The 15,087-nt window shown below is 54.1% G+C and carries 14 protein-coding genes; 4 read left to right on the forward strand and 10 right to left on the reverse strand.

Annotation, left to right across the window (positions count from 1 at the left end; genetic code table 11):
* Positions 1 to 9: 9 nt before the first annotated feature.
* Both gap and tkt read right to left on the reverse strand, forming a co-directional pair.
* Positions 10 to 1,017 (reverse strand): type I glyceraldehyde-3-phosphate dehydrogenase, encoded by a 1,008-nt coding sequence (gene gap / locus PUV54_RS04250; protein WP_274494325.1) that lies wholly within the window; start codon positions 1,015 to 1,017, stop codon positions 10 to 12.
* A gap of 12 nt (positions 1,018 to 1,029) precedes the next feature.
* Positions 1,030 to 3,015 (reverse strand): transketolase, encoded by a 1,986-nt coding sequence (gene tkt, locus PUV54_RS04255; RefSeq protein WP_274494326.1) that lies wholly within the window; start codon positions 3,013 to 3,015, stop codon positions 1,030 to 1,032.
* Positions 3,016 to 3,164: 149 nt separating this feature from the next.
* On the opposite strand from tkt, the gene PUV54_RS04260 reads away from it, so the two are divergent.
* Together PUV54_RS04260 and PUV54_RS04265 are read left to right on the forward strand one after the other, a co-directional pair.
* Positions 3,165 to 3,413, forward strand: coding sequence for a hypothetical protein (locus PUV54_RS04260; protein WP_274494327.1), 249 nt, complete (start codon positions 3,165 to 3,167; stop codon positions 3,411 to 3,413).
* A complete protein-coding gene (locus PUV54_RS04265) occupies positions 3,400 to 3,729 on the forward strand; it encodes a cell division protein ZapA (protein ID WP_274494328.1) in 330 nt (109 codons plus the stop codon). Before PUV54_RS04260 ends, PUV54_RS04265 begins: the two co-directional genes overlap by 14 nt.
* Before the next feature lie 6 nt (positions 3,730 to 3,735).
* On the opposite strand, the gene gpmA is transcribed toward PUV54_RS04265, so the two are convergent.
* Positions 3,736 to 4,458 (reverse strand): 2,3-diphosphoglycerate-dependent phosphoglycerate mutase, encoded by a 723-nt coding sequence (gpmA, locus tag PUV54_RS04270; protein WP_274494329.1) that lies wholly within the window; start codon positions 4,456 to 4,458, stop codon positions 3,736 to 3,738.
* A gap of 112 nt (positions 4,459 to 4,570) precedes the next feature.
* Here gpmA and PUV54_RS04275 point away from each other — a divergent pair, with 112 nt between their 5' ends.
* A complete protein-coding gene (locus PUV54_RS04275) occupies positions 4,571 to 5,467 on the forward strand; it encodes an isoaspartyl peptidase/L-asparaginase family protein (protein WP_274494330.1) in 897 nt (298 codons plus the stop codon).
* Here PUV54_RS04275 and PUV54_RS04280 read toward each other — a convergent pair whose 3' ends face one another.
* Entirely contained in the window at positions 5,468 to 5,830 is a 363-nt protein-coding gene (locus PUV54_RS04280) for a DUF6768 family protein (protein ID WP_274494331.1), read from the reverse strand.
* A complete protein-coding gene (locus tag PUV54_RS04285; RefSeq protein WP_274494332.1) occupies positions 5,823 to 6,383 on the reverse strand; it encodes an RNA polymerase sigma factor in 561 nt (186 codons plus the stop codon). The genes PUV54_RS04280 and PUV54_RS04285 overlap by 8 nt, the downstream gene beginning before the upstream one ends.
* 118 nt (positions 6,384 to 6,501) lie before the next feature.
* Here PUV54_RS04285 and PUV54_RS04290 point away from each other — a divergent pair, with 118 nt between their 5' ends.
* Positions 6,502 to 7,779 (forward strand): peptidase MATCAP family protein, encoded by a 1,278-nt coding sequence (locus PUV54_RS04290; protein WP_274494333.1) that lies wholly within the window; start codon positions 6,502 to 6,504, stop codon positions 7,777 to 7,779.
* On the opposite strand, the gene PUV54_RS04295 is transcribed toward PUV54_RS04290, so the two are convergent.
* From PUV54_RS04295 to PUV54_RS04315, 5 genes are all read right to left on the reverse strand, one after another.
* On the reverse strand, positions 7,746 to 8,777 hold the full coding sequence (locus PUV54_RS04295; RefSeq protein WP_274494334.1) for a glycosyltransferase family 2 protein: 1,032 nt from the start codon (positions 8,775 to 8,777) through the stop codon (positions 7,746 to 7,748). The two genes, PUV54_RS04290 and PUV54_RS04295, sit on opposite strands and share 34 nt — an antisense overlap.
* A gap of 96 nt (positions 8,778 to 8,873) precedes the next feature.
* Positions 8,874 to 9,902 carry a tryptophan--tRNA ligase gene (trpS, locus tag PUV54_RS04300; RefSeq protein ID WP_274494335.1) on the reverse strand — a complete coding sequence of 343 codons (1,029 nt, stop codon included), beginning with the start codon at positions 9,900 to 9,902 and terminating at the stop codon, positions 8,874 to 8,876.
* A 33-nt stretch (positions 9,903 to 9,935) separates the two neighbouring features.
* A complete protein-coding gene (gene murJ, locus PUV54_RS04305) occupies positions 9,936 to 11,531 on the reverse strand; it encodes a murein biosynthesis integral membrane protein MurJ (RefSeq protein WP_274494336.1) in 1,596 nt (531 codons plus the stop codon).
* 52 nt (positions 11,532 to 11,583) lie between these two features.
* A complete protein-coding gene (gene glnD / locus PUV54_RS04310) occupies positions 11,584 to 14,304 on the reverse strand; it encodes a [protein-PII] uridylyltransferase (protein WP_274494337.1) in 2,721 nt (906 codons plus the stop codon).
* Between the two features lie 101 nt (positions 14,305 to 14,405).
* A complete protein-coding gene (locus tag PUV54_RS04315; RefSeq protein ID WP_274494338.1) occupies positions 14,406 to 15,086 on the reverse strand; it encodes an SEL1-like repeat protein in 681 nt (226 codons plus the stop codon).
* Position 15,087: the final 1 nt, after the last annotated feature.

Raw genomic sequence — 15,087 nt, forward strand, 5'->3', positions numbered from 1 at the left:
TCCTGCCTCTTAAAGATGCCGCGCCATTTCAAGCGCTGTATCGGTCATGCGCGTGGAGAAGCCCCACTCATTGTCGTACCACGTGAGAATACGCACAAGCTTGCCCTCAAGAATTTGCGTTTGATCAAGCGCAAAAATTGATGAGTGCGGATCATGGTTGAAGTCTGAAGAAACAAGCGGCTTATCTGTGTAGCCAAGAACGCCTTTCAGCTTCCCATTGGCGGCTTCCATGATTGCGTTATTGACTTCCTCAACCGTTGTGTCGCGCCCTGGAGTAAAAACAAAATCAACCACGGAAACATTCGCTGTCGGCACGCGGATTGAAGAACCTGCAAGTTTGCCGTTGAGGTCCGGCAAGACTAGGCCCACCGCTTTTGCTGCGCCAGTCGATGTCGGGATCATATTCATCGCCGCTGCACGAGCCCGATAAAGGTCCTTATGCATTGTATCGAGTGTCGGCTGATCACCGGTATATGAGTGGATCGTCGTCATATAACCGCGCTCAATGCCGATGGCGTCATGCAGCACTTTCACAACCGGCGACAGACAGTTGGTCGTGCAAGAGGCGTTCGAGACGACAGTATCGTCACCTGTCAATGACCCATGATTGACGCCGTAAACGATCGTTTTGTCCGCACCGGACGCAGGCGCGGAAACAAGAACACGCTTGGCGCCGGCTTCAAGATGCATTGCCGCCTTTTCACGCGCCGTAAAAATGCCTGTGCATTCAAAAACAATATCGACACCAAGATCGCCCCATGGCAGCGCTTTCGGATCGCGCTCCGCAAGGACTTTAATCGGCCCTTGGCCTACATCAATCGTATCATTGCGGACTTTCACTTCATGCGGGAAACGCCCATGGATCGAGTCGTATTGCACGAGATGCGCATTGGTCTCAACCGGGCCGAGATCATTGATCGCGACGACATCGACGCCCTTGCGTCCCGTCTCCACAATTGACCGTAGCGCCAGGCGCCCGATCCGTCCAAAGCCGTTGATTGCGATTTTGATCGCCATTCTGAAGTCCTCCTAACCGATCAATCGTTTGGCTTCGGCGGTAATCGCCTCTGCCGTGATGCCGAAATGTTTGAATAAATCGCCGGCAGGCGCCGAAGCGCCAAAACCCGACATGCCGATAAATGAATCCTTGAGCCGCAGGAACTGGTCCCACCCCTGACGGATTGCCGCTTCAACGCCTATGCGCGGTTTCTCGCCCAAAACTTCGAGACGATAATTTTCCGGCTGCATGGCGAAAAGCTCAAAACACGGAGCGGACACGACACGCGCCTTCACGCCATCACTAGCCAGCGCCTCACGCGCTTTCAGCGCTAGAGAAACCTCAGACCCAGAAGCGAGCAGCGTGACATCGTAATCGCCCTCGCCAGAGATCACGTAAGCCCCACGCGCACAAAGATTGTCATCGCTCTGCGTGAGGCGCGCCTGCTCCAGTCCCTGGCGGGTCAGGGAAATGACCGAAGGCGTAGCGATGGTCTTGAGCGCCATCTGCCAACACTCCGCTGTTTCAACAGCATCGCAGGGGCGATAGACATTCAAATTCGGAATGGCGCGCAAGCTCGCAAGATGCTCGACCGGCTGATGCGTCGGCCCGTCTTCGCCAAGCCCGATCGAGTCATGCGTCATCACGAAGACCGAACGCACGCCCATAAGCGCGGCCAGCCTAATCGATGGACGGCAGTAATCTGTAAATACGAGGAAAGTACCGCCATAAGGAACGACACCGCCATGAAGCGCCATGCCGTTCATGGCCGCCGCCATGCCATGCTCGCGGATGCCGTAATAGATGTAGCGACCGGCGTAATTTTCCGCAGACAGAATATCGATATTCTTGGTCTTGGTGTTATTAGAGCCCGTCAGGTCCGCCGAACCGCCGACAGTTTCAGGAACAACCTCGTTAATCACGTTGAGCGCCAATTCCGACGCTTTACGGGTTGCTGCTTTTTGCGGCTCATCAACAAGAGACTTCTTGTAGACTCCGATCGCATCCGCCAACGCGCCAGCATAGTCACCCGCCATAGCTGACTTGAACGCCTCACAGTGATCGCTCCCACTGACGCGTTCGTCCCATTCGGCATAGGCATCCTTGCCCGCGACGCCGGCTGCGCGCCATGAACCCAAAACATCCTCCGGCACTTCAAAAGGCGCATGTGGCCAGTCCAGCGCCTTTCGGGCAGCAGCAATTTCCTCCTCGCCTAATGGCGCGCCATGTGCGGCACTGGTTCCGGCTTTTTTCGCGGCGCCATAGCCGATCACAGTTTTGCAGGCGATCAAGGTTGGCCGATCTGACGTTTTCGCTTTCTCAATTGCCGCCGCCACCGCTTCGGGGTCGTGACCGTCAACACGCGCTGTCGCCCAACCGCTCGCCGCAAATCGGGCGAGTTGATCAGTTGAATCCGACAGCAACACCGGGCCATCGATGGAAATTTCGTTATCGTCCCATAATACAATCAGCTTACGAAGCTTTAAATGCCCCGCCAAACCGATTGCCTCGTGACTAACGCCTTCCATCAGACAACCATCACCTGCAATTACATAAGTGTGGTGGTCGACCAGATCATCGCCAAAGCGGGCATTGAGGTGCGCTTCGGCGAGCGCCATGCCAACAGCATTGGCAAGTCCCTGCCCCAGTGGTCCCGTCGTGGTCTCTACCGCTGGCGCGTGACCGTATTCCGGATGGCCTGCCGTTTTGCTGCCCAACTGGCGAAAGTTTTTCAGCTCTTCCAGCGACATGCCGTCAAAGCCCAGCAAATAGCCCAGTGAATAAATCAGCATCGACCCGTGGCCGGCAGATAAGACAAAACGGTCACGATCGGGCCAATCAGGTTGTTCAGCATTAAATTTTAGAAATCGCGTGAACAACACTGTCGCAACATCAGCCATTCCCATAGGCATGCCGGGATGACCGGAATTCGCTCGCTCAACTGCGTCCATCGACAGGGCGCGTATAGCGTTCGCCATCTGTGGAAAACTAGTGGGCGCCGATGCGGCGTTGGTCATGCGGGAACCCCCGATTGGACGGATAAAATGCGAGGGTACATGCATCGCGGCGGTGTAACGGTCAAGGCCGCAAGAGGCACGCTGGACAGAAAGACCGGCGAAGGCCAAATTGACGCGATCCGCCAAATCGGGCTTTTGAAGGAGCGCTCATGACATTGTTAGAAAAATCAGTGCGCAATCTGGCTGAGGCTTTGGAAACGCTCGAATCGAAGCTCGACGACAAGCTTGAGGATCTATCCGCGAGTCAGGACGCCATTGATGCCGCTAAACGCCAGGCTGTCGCCGCGCGAAAGCAGACAGACCACGCCAGCCGCGGTGTCGCCGCCGCCATCAGTGATATAAAAGCAATGCTCGCCGACGACGAAGACAGAAAGCGAGGCTCCGATGAGTCAGGTTGAAATCAACATCAATGGACGCCAATACAAAGTCACATGCGAAGAAGGCCAGGAAGACCGGCTTAGGCGCATTGCAAAATATTTCGACAAACGCGTTACTGTCATGGCGGATGATCTTGGCAAGATCACCGATGAAAGGCTGATGCTGCTCGCCGCTCTAACGGTTTGCGACGAACTGTTTGAGGCGCGAGAAAGCGCTGAGGACTATGAAAGCGCGGGCGACACGCTGGACCCCGACACGATCGGCGGCGCCAGCAGGGCGATCGATGCTGCCGCCCACCGCGTGAGCGAGATGGCCGCGCGCCTAGAAGACGCTTGAATTGACTTATTTGATGGGCGGCAAATCGGTCGCCCGCTCGCCGTCAAGATAACGCGCCGAGGATGGCTTCAGTGTTCCGTCCATCATTTCTATCAATAGCGGGTTGCCTGTCGGTATTTCGACATTGACGATATCATCATTGGAAACATCGAACAGAATTTTCACAAGCGCACGCAAGCTGTTTCCGTGTGCAGCGATAATCAACGATTCTCCGGACTCAATGCGCGGTGCGATTTCCGCTTCAAAATATGGTTGGACGCGGTCAAGCGTAAGCTTTAGCGATTCAGTCGCCGGCACGTCCACGCCGAGGCTTATGTAACGCAAATCCTTGCTTAAATCGAACGCTGCGCCTTTCTCAAGCGGCGGCGGAGGAATGTCATAACTGCGCCGCCAGACCTTTACCTGATCGGCGCCGTGTTTTTCCGCTGTTTCGGCTTTGTTAAGCCCCGTAAGGCCGCCATAATGACGCTCATTAAGCTGCCATGCCCGGGTCACCGGCAGCCACATTCTGTCCATTTCATCAAGCGCCATCCAAAGCGTGCGAATGGCTCGTTTCTGGACGGACGTGAAGCAAGCGGAAAACTCAATCCCGGTATCTTTCAACAAGCTTCCGGCTTTGTGGGCTTCCGCGCGGCCTTTTTCCGTCAAATCAACGTCCACCCAGCCGGTGAACCGGTTCTCCAAATTCCACTGGCTTTGTCCGTGGCGGATGAGCGCAAGGCGCGTCATTGAGATCTCCCGTCTTTTTGACTGCAAGGTTTCTTAAAAGCTCTCCCTCCTGTTGGCTAGACTGGACGCAAAACGGTAGTATGCAGCAAACACCAGCGAACTAGGAAACCTAATGACCAGGAAGTCGAACGTCGCACTGGCGATACATGGTGGCGCTGGCGCACGCGCCGGACGCGATTATTCAAAAGCGGAAGCACATTTGCTTGAGCTTGCCAGCCGCGGTGAATCCCTTCTGAAAGATGGCGCCCCAGCCATAGACGTAGTCGAAACACTGGTCACTGAACTGGAGGCTTCCGGACTTTATATCGCCGGCAAGGGCGCAGCGCCGAACAAGGTCGGATATGCGGAGCTTGATGCTTCAATCATGGCAAGCGAAGCTGGAACCATGGCCCGCAAGGCCGGCGCCATTGCAGCCGTTAAACATCTGAAAAGCCCGATCAAGGCAGCCCGAACCGTGATGGATGAAACCCCGCATGTCATGCTCGCCGGGCGCGGCGCGGAAAATTTCTGTGCACGTCATGGTTTTGAATTCATCGACGATCCTGAAACATACTACGTCGTACCAGTTGGTATTGATCCGGAGGAAATGACTAAGGCGGAACTCGGACACGGGACGGTCGGCGCGGTGGCGCTGGATAGTGACGGAAGGCTAGCGGCGGCGACATCAACCGGCGGTGTTTTCGGCAAATTGGAAGGCCGTGTCGGCGATACGCCGCTAATCGGCTCGGGCACATGGGCCGATGAATTCGTCGCAGCCTCCTGCACCGGGCTTGGCGAATATTTTATTCTCGCCGGCGGCGCACAAGATGTGGCGAGCCGTGTGCGATACCAGGGCGCCGATCTTAACCAGGCGACAGCCGGGCTGATCAAGGACGTAGCACGTTTGGGCGGCGACGGCGGGGTCATCGCCGTCTCACGAGACGGCGATGTTTCGTTTGCCTGGAATTCCGACGGAATGAAGCGTGCTGGCTTCGGCCCGAACCAGGAACTTTTCGCAGCGACATTCTGATCATCGCTGCGTACGGGCGATCTGTAATTCAAGTCGTTTGACCTCGCGCAGGACACGATTTGATTCCATGCGCATCCAGCTCCACAGCTTAATCATGATCTGTGTCATTAGCCCAAGCCAGGCAAGGCCGGCCCACTTAAGCATCGTTACGACTTCATTCGCCATATAGAACTTCCATGCAGCCCAAGCACCAACGACAAACATCACTGTCGCCACGATGAAAGTAATCATTGATATCCAACCAAGCTTGCCCTGAAACAGGCTGCCGATTTGCCCGAAGATACCCTGCTCACCGAACTGTGAGAGAATTTCACGATCCTCGGCGTTCAGCGCTTCTTCAATTTTTCGATCGAGATCATCCATCTTCTTCTCCTTTCAACGCAGCGCGCAACTTGCGCCGCGCATGCATCAGGCGAGTTTTAACGGTACCCGCCGGAACCCGGAGCGCCGCGGAGATTTCCGCAACGCTCAAATCTTCAAGATAAAATAATGCTACCGCTGCTCGCTGCTCTCGAGGCAACGCACTAATCGCTTCATGCAAACGCGCATCACTCGAGCGCTCTTCAATCGATGGTGCTTCAGCCGAATTATTTTTATTTTCTTCTGCATACTCGGCCTGCAACTTTCGCTCTCGTTGCCTTCTTCGAACCATGTCCGCCGCACGACGCGAGACGATACGAAAAGCCCAAGCTGGAAACACGCGAACGTCATCCAGCCCGCCCAAGCCTTTGATGATGTCCGCCCAAACTTCTTGAGCGATGTCTCGTGCGGCCTCGCGCTCGCCAATGAGACGATAAGCGTGCGCAAAAAGCTTTGGCTGCCAGCGCTTTGCAAGTCTGCCAAACGCCTCGCGATCACCAGCTCGCGCTGAAGCAGCCAGAAACTCATCAAATATGCGTTCAGCCCGACGGCTCATGGGTTCATCCCGCTTGTTTCTAACGGTATTCATCCCTTAAGTCGGTTCGGGACGAGGTTTGGTTCAATCGTCAGAGGTTTTTTCGTAAACCACTGATAAATAGGAGAAAACAGGAATTATGCCGGCCGAATTCAGCGAACAGGAACTCGAAAGACTGAAATCGGCCGCAGAAATGCTGCGTACGGCGGAAACACGCCTGCCCGTGCTTCGAACGATAAGCTGGGACCGAAAACTCGCGGACGACTTCTTTAAAATGGGCGAGCGCGAACCGCCGAAGCCGGAATATGCGAAAATCGATCCCGACCCTTCGCTCGAACTTGTCTTTCAGGCGCGTGCGCAAATTGATGGCGATAGCGATGCGCATCGTTGGTTGAAGCGCTTCGCGGATACGACTGAGGAAACCGCGATCCTTTTAAGCGTAGCCGGAACACCCATGTTTCACGGCCACTCGCGTGCGTTATATGGCGGACCAACATCGCCGATCGCTGATGGCAAATCGACCGCGTTAGACCTCGCATTAAGGCTCGATCAATTGCTGACGGATTTCGAAGCCCCTGCAAATCGCCTTGAGTCACCAGCAACACTATCCGCACAAGATCTGAAAACGCGGCTCGATGAGCAATTGCCAGAGCACTTCGGCGACAACGCGCCGCGTGTTGATATTACACACAACGTATCCGCCAAAGCGGCAGCCGGTCGTGACTACATCAAACTGAGAGAAGACGCGCAGTTTTCAGACGTCGATGAAACGCAATTATTGCAACACGAGGCGCTGGTTCATATCGCGACGGGCATGAACGGAGCAGCACAGCCGCACTTCCCTGTCCTCGGTGAAGCTTTTCCGGGCAACGCGCGCACGCAGGAAGGTCTAGCTGTCTTTGCGGAGTTTATTTCGGGCTCGCTTGACCCGCGCCGGTTTAAACGGCTCGCGGACCGCGTTATCGCTATCAACATGTCTGCTGAAGGCGCTGATTTCCTCGAACTCTATCGCTTTTTCCGCGAACAAAATGAATCGGATGCGCCATTTGAAGCTTTTGAAAGCGCGCGCCGCGTGGTCAGAGGTGGTCTCGTCAATGGCGGTGGCCCATTCACGAAGGATTCGATTTACTTGCAAGGCTTGCTGGAGGTTCATAATTATTTGCGCGCTGCAATTCGCACGGGCGATGCCGCTTACATTCGGCTGTTGTTCGTTGGCAAAATTGATCTTGAAGACCTGAACGCTATGAAGTTCCTGCGCGATAACGGGTTACTCTCCGAACCGAAATTCCTGCCGCCATGGGCGAAGGATTTGCGTTATCTTTTGTCCTACCTCGCCTATTCGACATTCCTGAACGAAATTGATCTGAAGTCAGTAGCAAAACGTTATGACGCGCTTTTTACTGAGTATCTTTCCTGATGCGATTGACTGCTTTCGCCTTCATTATCGTAAACCTCATCAACAAGATAGATCGGCCTGCGCTTCACTTCTGTAAATAGCCGAGCGATATACTCGCCGAGAACGCCAACAGAAATAAGCTGCACACTGCCAAAAAATAAAATCAACACAACAATAGAAGCATAACCAGGCACATCGACGCCAGTCAGCAAAGTTCGCAAGATAATAAACGACGCATAGGCGAACGACAGCAGTGCGATCACAACACCCACATAACTCCATATACGCAGCGGCGCCGTTGAAAAACTCACGATGCCGTCCAAAGCAAAGTTCCAAAGCCGCCAAAAACTGAACTTTGTTTCACCGGCGGCGCGTTCCGGCCGTGCATAGGGAACGCCGATCGTTGAATAACCAGCCCAGGCGAACAGGCCTTTCATAAACCTCGAACGCTCCGGCAGCGACTTGATCGCTTTTACGACACGGCGATCCATTAGCCTGAAGTCGCCGGCATCATCGGGAAGCTTGATTTTCGAAATCCGGTTGAAAAAGCGATAAAAGCCTTCTGCGGAAAGTCGCTTGGCGAACGTGTCTCGCGCTCTGTCCGCGCGAGCGCCGTAGACGACATCGAAGCCCTCGCGCCACTTTTCCACAAACGCCATGATAAGAGCCGGAGGATCTTGCAAATCAGCATCCATGACCACAACAGCATCACCGCGCGCATGGTCGAGGCCCGCCGTTAGCGCTGCTTCCTTGCCGAAATTGCGGGACAAAGCGATTACACGAACTTTTTGCTCATGCTGAGCAAGCGCGATGAGCGCTTCACGCGTTTTATCGCTGGAACCATCATCAATAAAAACGATTTCGTAGCCGAAATCCGCAACAGAGAGTGTTTCACTTATCGCTGCAGAAAAGACGCCGACCGCCTCTTCTTCATTATAACACGGAACAACAACGGAAATAAGCGGCCGTGAAGGCCGCGGCCGGATCAGTTCGGTATGTCGCGTTTGAGTTGCGTTCATAAAGCACGGCCATTCTATCACAGCCGTAAAATGAAGGTCAGGCGTTAACAATTAAGAAACGCCTAACCATAAGAATTCCCGCCGCACACTAAGCGGTCAAACGAGAAAGCCCACGACTTCCTTGACTTCCTTAACAATTGGGTCAGCGACAGCCGAGGCCCGTTCAGCGCCTTTTTTCAATACGCCTTGCAAGAATGCCGGATCAGCTTCAAGCCGACGCAACTCAGCACTGATTGGGGCGATTTTATCTACCACCAGATCAGCGAGGGCAGGCTTGAATACGCCAAAACCCTGCCCGCCAAAATCGGTAAGCACCTCTTCCTGAGACTTGCCTGAAAGTGCAGCAAAAATCCCAACAAGATTCGCCGCTTCCGGCCGGCCTTCCAGGCCATCCGGCTCGGAGGGCAATGGGTCAGGATCGGATTTTGCTTTTTTAATTTTTTTTGCAATCGCATCCGCATCGTCGGACAGAAAAATACAGGCGTTCTCCGATGGGTCGGATTTAGACATCTTCGCGGTTCCATCACGCAAGGACATTATGCGAGCGCCGGCCTCGCCGAATTGACCCTTAATAAGCGGCTCAGGAAGGGGGAAAAAATGCGGCGCGTTGTAGTCGTGATTGAACTTCGCGGCTATGTCGCGCGAAAGTTCGAGGTGCTGTTTTTGATCCTCTCCAACGGGAACATGCGTTGCCTTGTAAACAAGTATATCCGCAGCCTGAAGAACAGGATATGTATAAAGCCCGACTGATGCACGTTCGGAATTCTTACCGGCCTTGTCCTTGAATTGCGTCATGCGATCAAGCCATCCGAGCCGCGCAATGCAGTTGAAAATCCATGCCAGTTCTGCGTGGGCGCGCACACCTGATTGCGGAAAGATGGTGGCCACTTCCGGATCAACGCCTGAAGCAATGTAAGACGCTGCAATATGGAGTGTTTGCGCGCGTAACTTTTCCGGATCCTGCCATACCGTAATCGAATGCATGTCCGCCAAAAAATAGAAACATTCGAATTCATGCTGCAGCATGGCGAATTTTCTGATAGCGCCAATATAATTGCCAATATGCATCATGCCGGATGTTTGAATTCCGGAGAGGACGCGCATTGATGTATTCATGTCACTCATAAGTCAGCTCGTTCGAGGAGATTAACTGCAGCTTTATTCGCCGCTGGAAGGGCGCTTGTAGTCCGCCAGCCGCGCGGCGCCAAGCACGAAGGCTAAAATGCCGTATGTGAGCGCGCCTGCGCCTGCGAGCAGCACAGTTACAATCCATTCCCGGCCCCAAATATGCTGAGCAAGGCTTTCCGAATACGGCAATGCCCACGCGACCAGCGCCGCCATCCCGCCCGATGCAATTAAAATCCGCAATAGCCGAGTGCCGAGGCGACCGCCGGGAGAAAACAGCCCCTGCCGGTAAAGTTTTTGAGCCAACAGGATCACTTGCACCCACGCTGCAATGACGGTCGCCGCAGCGACGGCGATAAACCCGATAAATGGAAAAAGCGCCAAGGCCAACGCAGTATTGATAAAAATGGAAATCAACGCGTAGTTCATGGGCGTCCGCGTATCCTCGCGAGCGAAATAGGCGGGCAGAAAAATCTTATGCCAGACGAATGCCGGTAAACCGCAACCGAAAATGGCAAGCGCAGCGCCGGTCATGGCGACGTCATTTGCCGTAAAAGCCGAGCGTTTTACCCCGAAGAAAGAAAGCGCGTCACCTGCGATGCCGCGAAACAGCGCATCGCAAATTGGCTCCGCCATGACGACGAAAGCCGCTGCGGCGGGAATGGCCAGCAACGCAGATAACTCCAGCGAACGGTTGAGCGCCCGCGCCGCGCCTTTTTCATCGCCCGCTTTCACACGTTCTGAAAGCAAGGGTAGAAGCACCACAGCTAGCGCAATGCCAATTACGGCGAGAGGAAGCTGGTAAAGCTGGTCAGCGTTCATCAGCCACGAGACTGCCCCTGGCTGCTGACTGGCGATGTTGGTGCCAATAATCAGGTTGATTTGAACGGCGCCGGCGCTGATGAACCCTGGCGCGCCTAAAACAAATAAACGCTTCATGGACGGCGTTAGTTTCGGCATCCGAAGCTTGAGCAAAAAACCCTGCCGCCAGGCGCCCCAAAGCAATATTGCGAGTTGAACAAGCCCTCCTGCAAATACTCCCCAAGATGCGGCTTGCCCCGTGATCTCTATATCCGCGTTGGCGTACAACAAAATCGCTGTGATCAAACAAACATTCAACGCAAGCGGCGCGCCCGCCGATGCCGCAAAACGCCCTAGTGAGTTCAAAACACCGCTAAGGAGCCCGACCAGCGACATCATCATGAGATACGGAAACATGATACGCGTGTAGAGGGTCGTTAGGGCGAATTTCTCAGGGTCATCTCCGAAACCCGATGCAATAAGATAGACAAAGAGTGGCGCCGCTATTTCCACGATCGCCGTCAACAGCGTTAAGAGAAAGACGAGACCCGCAAGAACTTCCTCCGCGAACGCTTTTGCCGCCTCATTGCCTTCATCAACTTTGCGCCCCTGAAACATGGGTATGAAAGCGGCGTGGAAAGCCCCTTCAGCGAACAATCGGCGAAACATATTCGGCAGACGAAAGGCGGCCCAGAAGGCGTCCGCAACCGGATTTCCACCCGCGCCAATAATGCCGGCCATGAAAATCTGGCGCACGAACCCGAGCACCCGGCTTAGCATGGTCATGCCGCTAACGGTCGCGAGTGATTTAAACAGGTTGCGGCTCATACGGCATACAGGAATAAAACTTCTTTATGGTGGAATGACGGCTTAACGGCGTTCACCCGTCGGAACCAGCCGAAAGCACCTTCAGTAGAGACTTTTCGATCCGTTCGAGGACTGCTTTATCCGCAAGTTTACTACCGGCGGCGTTTTGTAGGTAGAACGCATCAACAGCCCGCTCACCATAAGTTGCGATATGAGCAGAAGAAATAGTCGCCCCTTCCCGTGCAAGCGCCGTGGTCAGTTCATAAAGAAGGCCTGGCCTATCCAACCCTTCAGCCTCAATAACCATCGCTTCTTCAGATGCATTAACCTCTATTCGGACACTGGGCGCCACACTGAAAATCTCACGCCGGTCGCCAAGCCGACGCCGCATAACTGGTTTCTCGCCAGGAGGCGCCGAAGCTGCAGTTAAGAGAGCTTGATGCAAACGCCGCGACTGGTCCGGATCTTCGACAGGAATGCCGTCCGGCGATTGAATGATGAAGATATCAATGGCTTTGCCATCCTCGGTCGTTAGCGCCTGCACGGTTCTTACGCTCATGCCGGTCGATGCGACGGCGCCCGCGAGGTCGGCGAGAAGCCCGGGCCGGTCATTCGTGTAGACAATCGCTTCGAGATCACCGTCTCGCGGCGTTGCCACGACAGCAGCATTAGCAGCGTCATTTTCCGCCGCACGAGCCAGCCTGGCAAACCGTGCGATAATATCGGCATTCAAGGACCGTAGCATCGCATCATCGAGCCGGTCCAAAAAAGCCTTTCGTTCTTTTTCCTTCCAGCCAGTAAGCTTCTCTTTTGCCTCGCCTCGGATTTCTTCAGCGCGAGCGTCCAGCTTTTTTTCAAGCGCGCCTGGCCCATGATCAAACCAAAGCGCAGCAGCCTCATAGAGTTCAGAGAGGCGAAGCCTTGTCATCTCGTCCCATGACTGAAGCCCGACAACTTTCAAATGACAAACCGATAAAACCAGCATCAAATCGAGTCGCTCTCGCGCGCCAACAGATGCTGCAAATTCTGATATTGCATGCGCCTCCGTCAGATTGCGCCGTTCCGCAGTACGGACCAGTAACAGGTGACGGGACGCCGCCCATCCGGCGAGCGCGGCCTCATTTTCATCCAGCCCAAGCCTTTTGCATATCCGCGTCACCAGCCTTTCTGCGCCAGATGCCGTTTTATCCCTAAGTGACCAGATCGTTTCATGCAGCAGGACACCCAGATAAAAAATCATCGGGTTATCCGCGCCACGAACGATTTTGGTGGCGATCGGGTGCTCCATGGTTAATTCGCCATGGCGTATCTGATGCAATAAACCAACGCATCGCAATACATGCTCATCGAGTGTAAAGCGGCGATACAAGCCATAATCGATACGCCCGACGATTGAACCAAATGCCGGAATATACTTTCCGAGAAGGCCCGCCTCCTCCATAATGCGCAGCACACGGACAGGGTCCTCAGAGTCGCACAAAATACGCCCGAAAAGCGTCGCAATAATTGGATCGCGCCGCACTTTTTGCGTGACGCTTGGCGTTTGCTCTGCAACGATCGCCAGCGCATCAGGATGAAAATCAAATTTTGGCTGCTTACCGAAAGCACGAAACAACCGGAATAAATCACGAGGTTGCTTGCGTGCTTTAGCAGCGCTGTCAAAATCCAACCTGCCATTACGCAAGCGCAAGTTGGGCCTCCCCGGCGCCTCATCTTTTTGTAATTGCTTTGGCAGGAGTTTAGGCAACCGCGGCAGCCGCTTAGTCCGCTCTTCTTCTAGGCGGGCACACATAAGCCTCGTCAATCGGCCGACTTCAACAGCATTGACGAAATAGTGTTTCATCAACCTTTCCGCCGCTGTCATATTCTTTCGATCTGCATAACCGAGGCGAGAGGCGATTTCCGGCTGCACATCAAACGTCAGTTTTTCGTCAGCACGCCCGCGATAATCATGAAGATGGGCGCGTACGGACCATAAAAAACGCTCACACTTAGATAAAGCCTGTCTTTCAGATTGATCGAGGATGCGGTCAATCGCCTTGCTTTTACCGATTGCATCGCCATAGGCGTATTTATAAATCCACCGTAACGTGTGGATATCGCGAAGCCCGCCCTTGGCTTCTTTGACATCAGGTTCAACTAGGAACCGTGTTTCAAAAAATGCTGCTTGACGTTCATCTTGTTCTTTTAGTTTTGCAGCAACAAATTCAGGAATGCTTTTCTTTCGTAGCTTTTCGTATGAAGACGCAAACTCCTCAAATATCTTTTTCCCCCCGCATAAAAACCTTGCGTCAAGGTATGCGGTGCGGGCAACAATATCGTCCTTTGCGAACTTTATGGCAGTTTCCGGCGTATGCGCCGCATAACCGATCTTCAAACCTGAATCCCAGAGCGGGTAAAGGATTCGGTTTAAGGCCTCTCGCAACTTCTCCTCAACATCCGGTGTGTGGAGAAATAACAGGTCCACATCAGAATAGGGCGCAAGTTCCACACGGCCAAAACCGCCAATCGCACATATCGCAATATCTTGTCCGATCCCCTCTTTTGAATGCTTAAAAAGGGCTAAGATCATGTCATCCACGCCCTTGGACAAACGCGCAGCGATGCGGTCTCCGCGCGCCACCTCACGCAAGGTCTGACGACGCAACAGCACAATTGCGTTTTTAAGCACCTTGCCTGTCGCGCCATGATCCTGCCCCGCCTCCTCGGAGGCGACGGCCGCACTAATCGCTTCGTCGAGCGACACGCTTGATAGATAGGTTTTTACGCCCGCAGGCGCTGAAGTTTCTGTCACGCGGGGCACATTTGAGTTCAGACCTGAATGTCTGGCGTTGAAAGACAACGCTATTCTCGCGTGCGCTGCAGATATTTTCAACGCCTAGCGAGAGAGAGCTATCAGCCCTGGGCTCGTGCGACGCGTCGGAGGAGGATAGCCGCACCGGCATGCCCTTCACTTGCCGCTTTCTGGCACCAACGCTCAGCCAAGGTCTTTTCGCGTACCACAAGCGTGTAGGCTTCGCATAACCGAAAGGCAGCCTCGCGCGCCTTTGGAAAGCGGTCGATGCTTGCCGACGCGGCTACCTCAAGCCATTTGACCATATTTTCTGGAGAGGATGAAACACCGTCACCTGTCTCGAAACGCTTGGCAAGCCGCCATGCGGTGACGGGATCACCTTCCTTAGCAAGACTCTCCTCGATCTCAATTATCTGCTCAATGCTAGGCGCAGATTCGCCGCCATCCCGGCGCAAGTTCTCAAGTTCCACAAGCGCGACATAGTCACCGGCCAATGCTGCTTTGGCCAGATAGTCGACACCTGACGGGACATCACCGGCAAGTAGCTCCGGTCTATTAGCCGCCAGAAGAATCTTGCCTGCATATCTCTGCGCCTTAGCGTCACCTGCGTCAGCGATAGGATGCAACAGTTTCCATGCTTTCGAATATTCTCCGGCACGATAAGCTTCGACACCGCTCGCCAGACTGAAATTCACATCTGTCTTATCAGCGGCCGCTACGCCCAAAGTCGTCATTGTACAAACAATCACTGCAAGGGCTTGCTTGATGATAGGCTTTGTCACA

Origin of the sequence: Hyphococcus flavus (genome assembly GCF_028748065.1) — a bacterium.
GTDB lineage: Bacteria > Pseudomonadota > Alphaproteobacteria > Caulobacterales > Parvularculaceae > Hyphococcus > Hyphococcus flavus.

Excerpts from the sequence above, each read along its gene's own strand:
- PUV54_RS04295 (WP_274494334.1), bottom strand. The coding sequence starts at position 8,777 with ATGAACGCAACTCAAACGCGACATACCGAACTGATCCGGCCGCGGCCT.
- trpS (WP_274494335.1), bottom strand. The coding sequence starts at position 9,902 with ATGAGTGACATGAATACATCAATGCGCGTCCTCTCCGGAATTCAAACA.
- gap (WP_274494325.1), bottom strand. The coding sequence starts at position 1,017 with ATGGCGATCAAAATCGCAATCAACGGCTTTGGACGGATCGGGCGCCTG.
- PUV54_RS04280 (WP_274494331.1), bottom strand. The coding sequence starts at position 5,830 with ATGGATGATCTCGATCGAAAAATTGAAGAAGCGCTGAACGCCGAGGAT.
- PUV54_RS04275 (WP_274494330.1), top strand. The coding sequence starts at position 4,571 with ATGACCAGGAAGTCGAACGTCGCACTGGCGATACATGGTGGCGCTGGC.
- PUV54_RS04290 (WP_274494333.1), top strand. The coding sequence starts at position 6,502 with ATGCCGGCCGAATTCAGCGAACAGGAACTCGAAAGACTGAAATCGGCC.
- tkt (WP_274494326.1), bottom strand. The coding sequence starts at position 3,015 with ATGACCAACGCCGCATCGGCGCCCACTAGTTTTCCACAGATGGCGAAC.
- murJ (WP_274494336.1), bottom strand. The coding sequence starts at position 11,531 with ATGAGCCGCAACCTGTTTAAATCACTCGCGACCGTTAGCGGCATGACC.
- PUV54_RS04285 (WP_274494332.1), bottom strand. The coding sequence starts at position 6,383 with ATGAGCCGTCGGGCTGAACGCATATTTGATGAGTTTCTGGCTGCTTCA.
- gpmA (WP_274494329.1), bottom strand. The coding sequence starts at position 4,458 with ATGACGCGCCTTGCGCTCATCCGCCACGGACAAAGCCAGTGGAATTTG.
- PUV54_RS04265 (WP_274494328.1), top strand. The coding sequence starts at position 3,400 with ATGAGTCAGGTTGAAATCAACATCAATGGACGCCAATACAAAGTCACA.
- PUV54_RS04260 (WP_274494327.1), top strand. The coding sequence starts at position 3,165 with ATGACATTGTTAGAAAAATCAGTGCGCAATCTGGCTGAGGCTTTGGAA.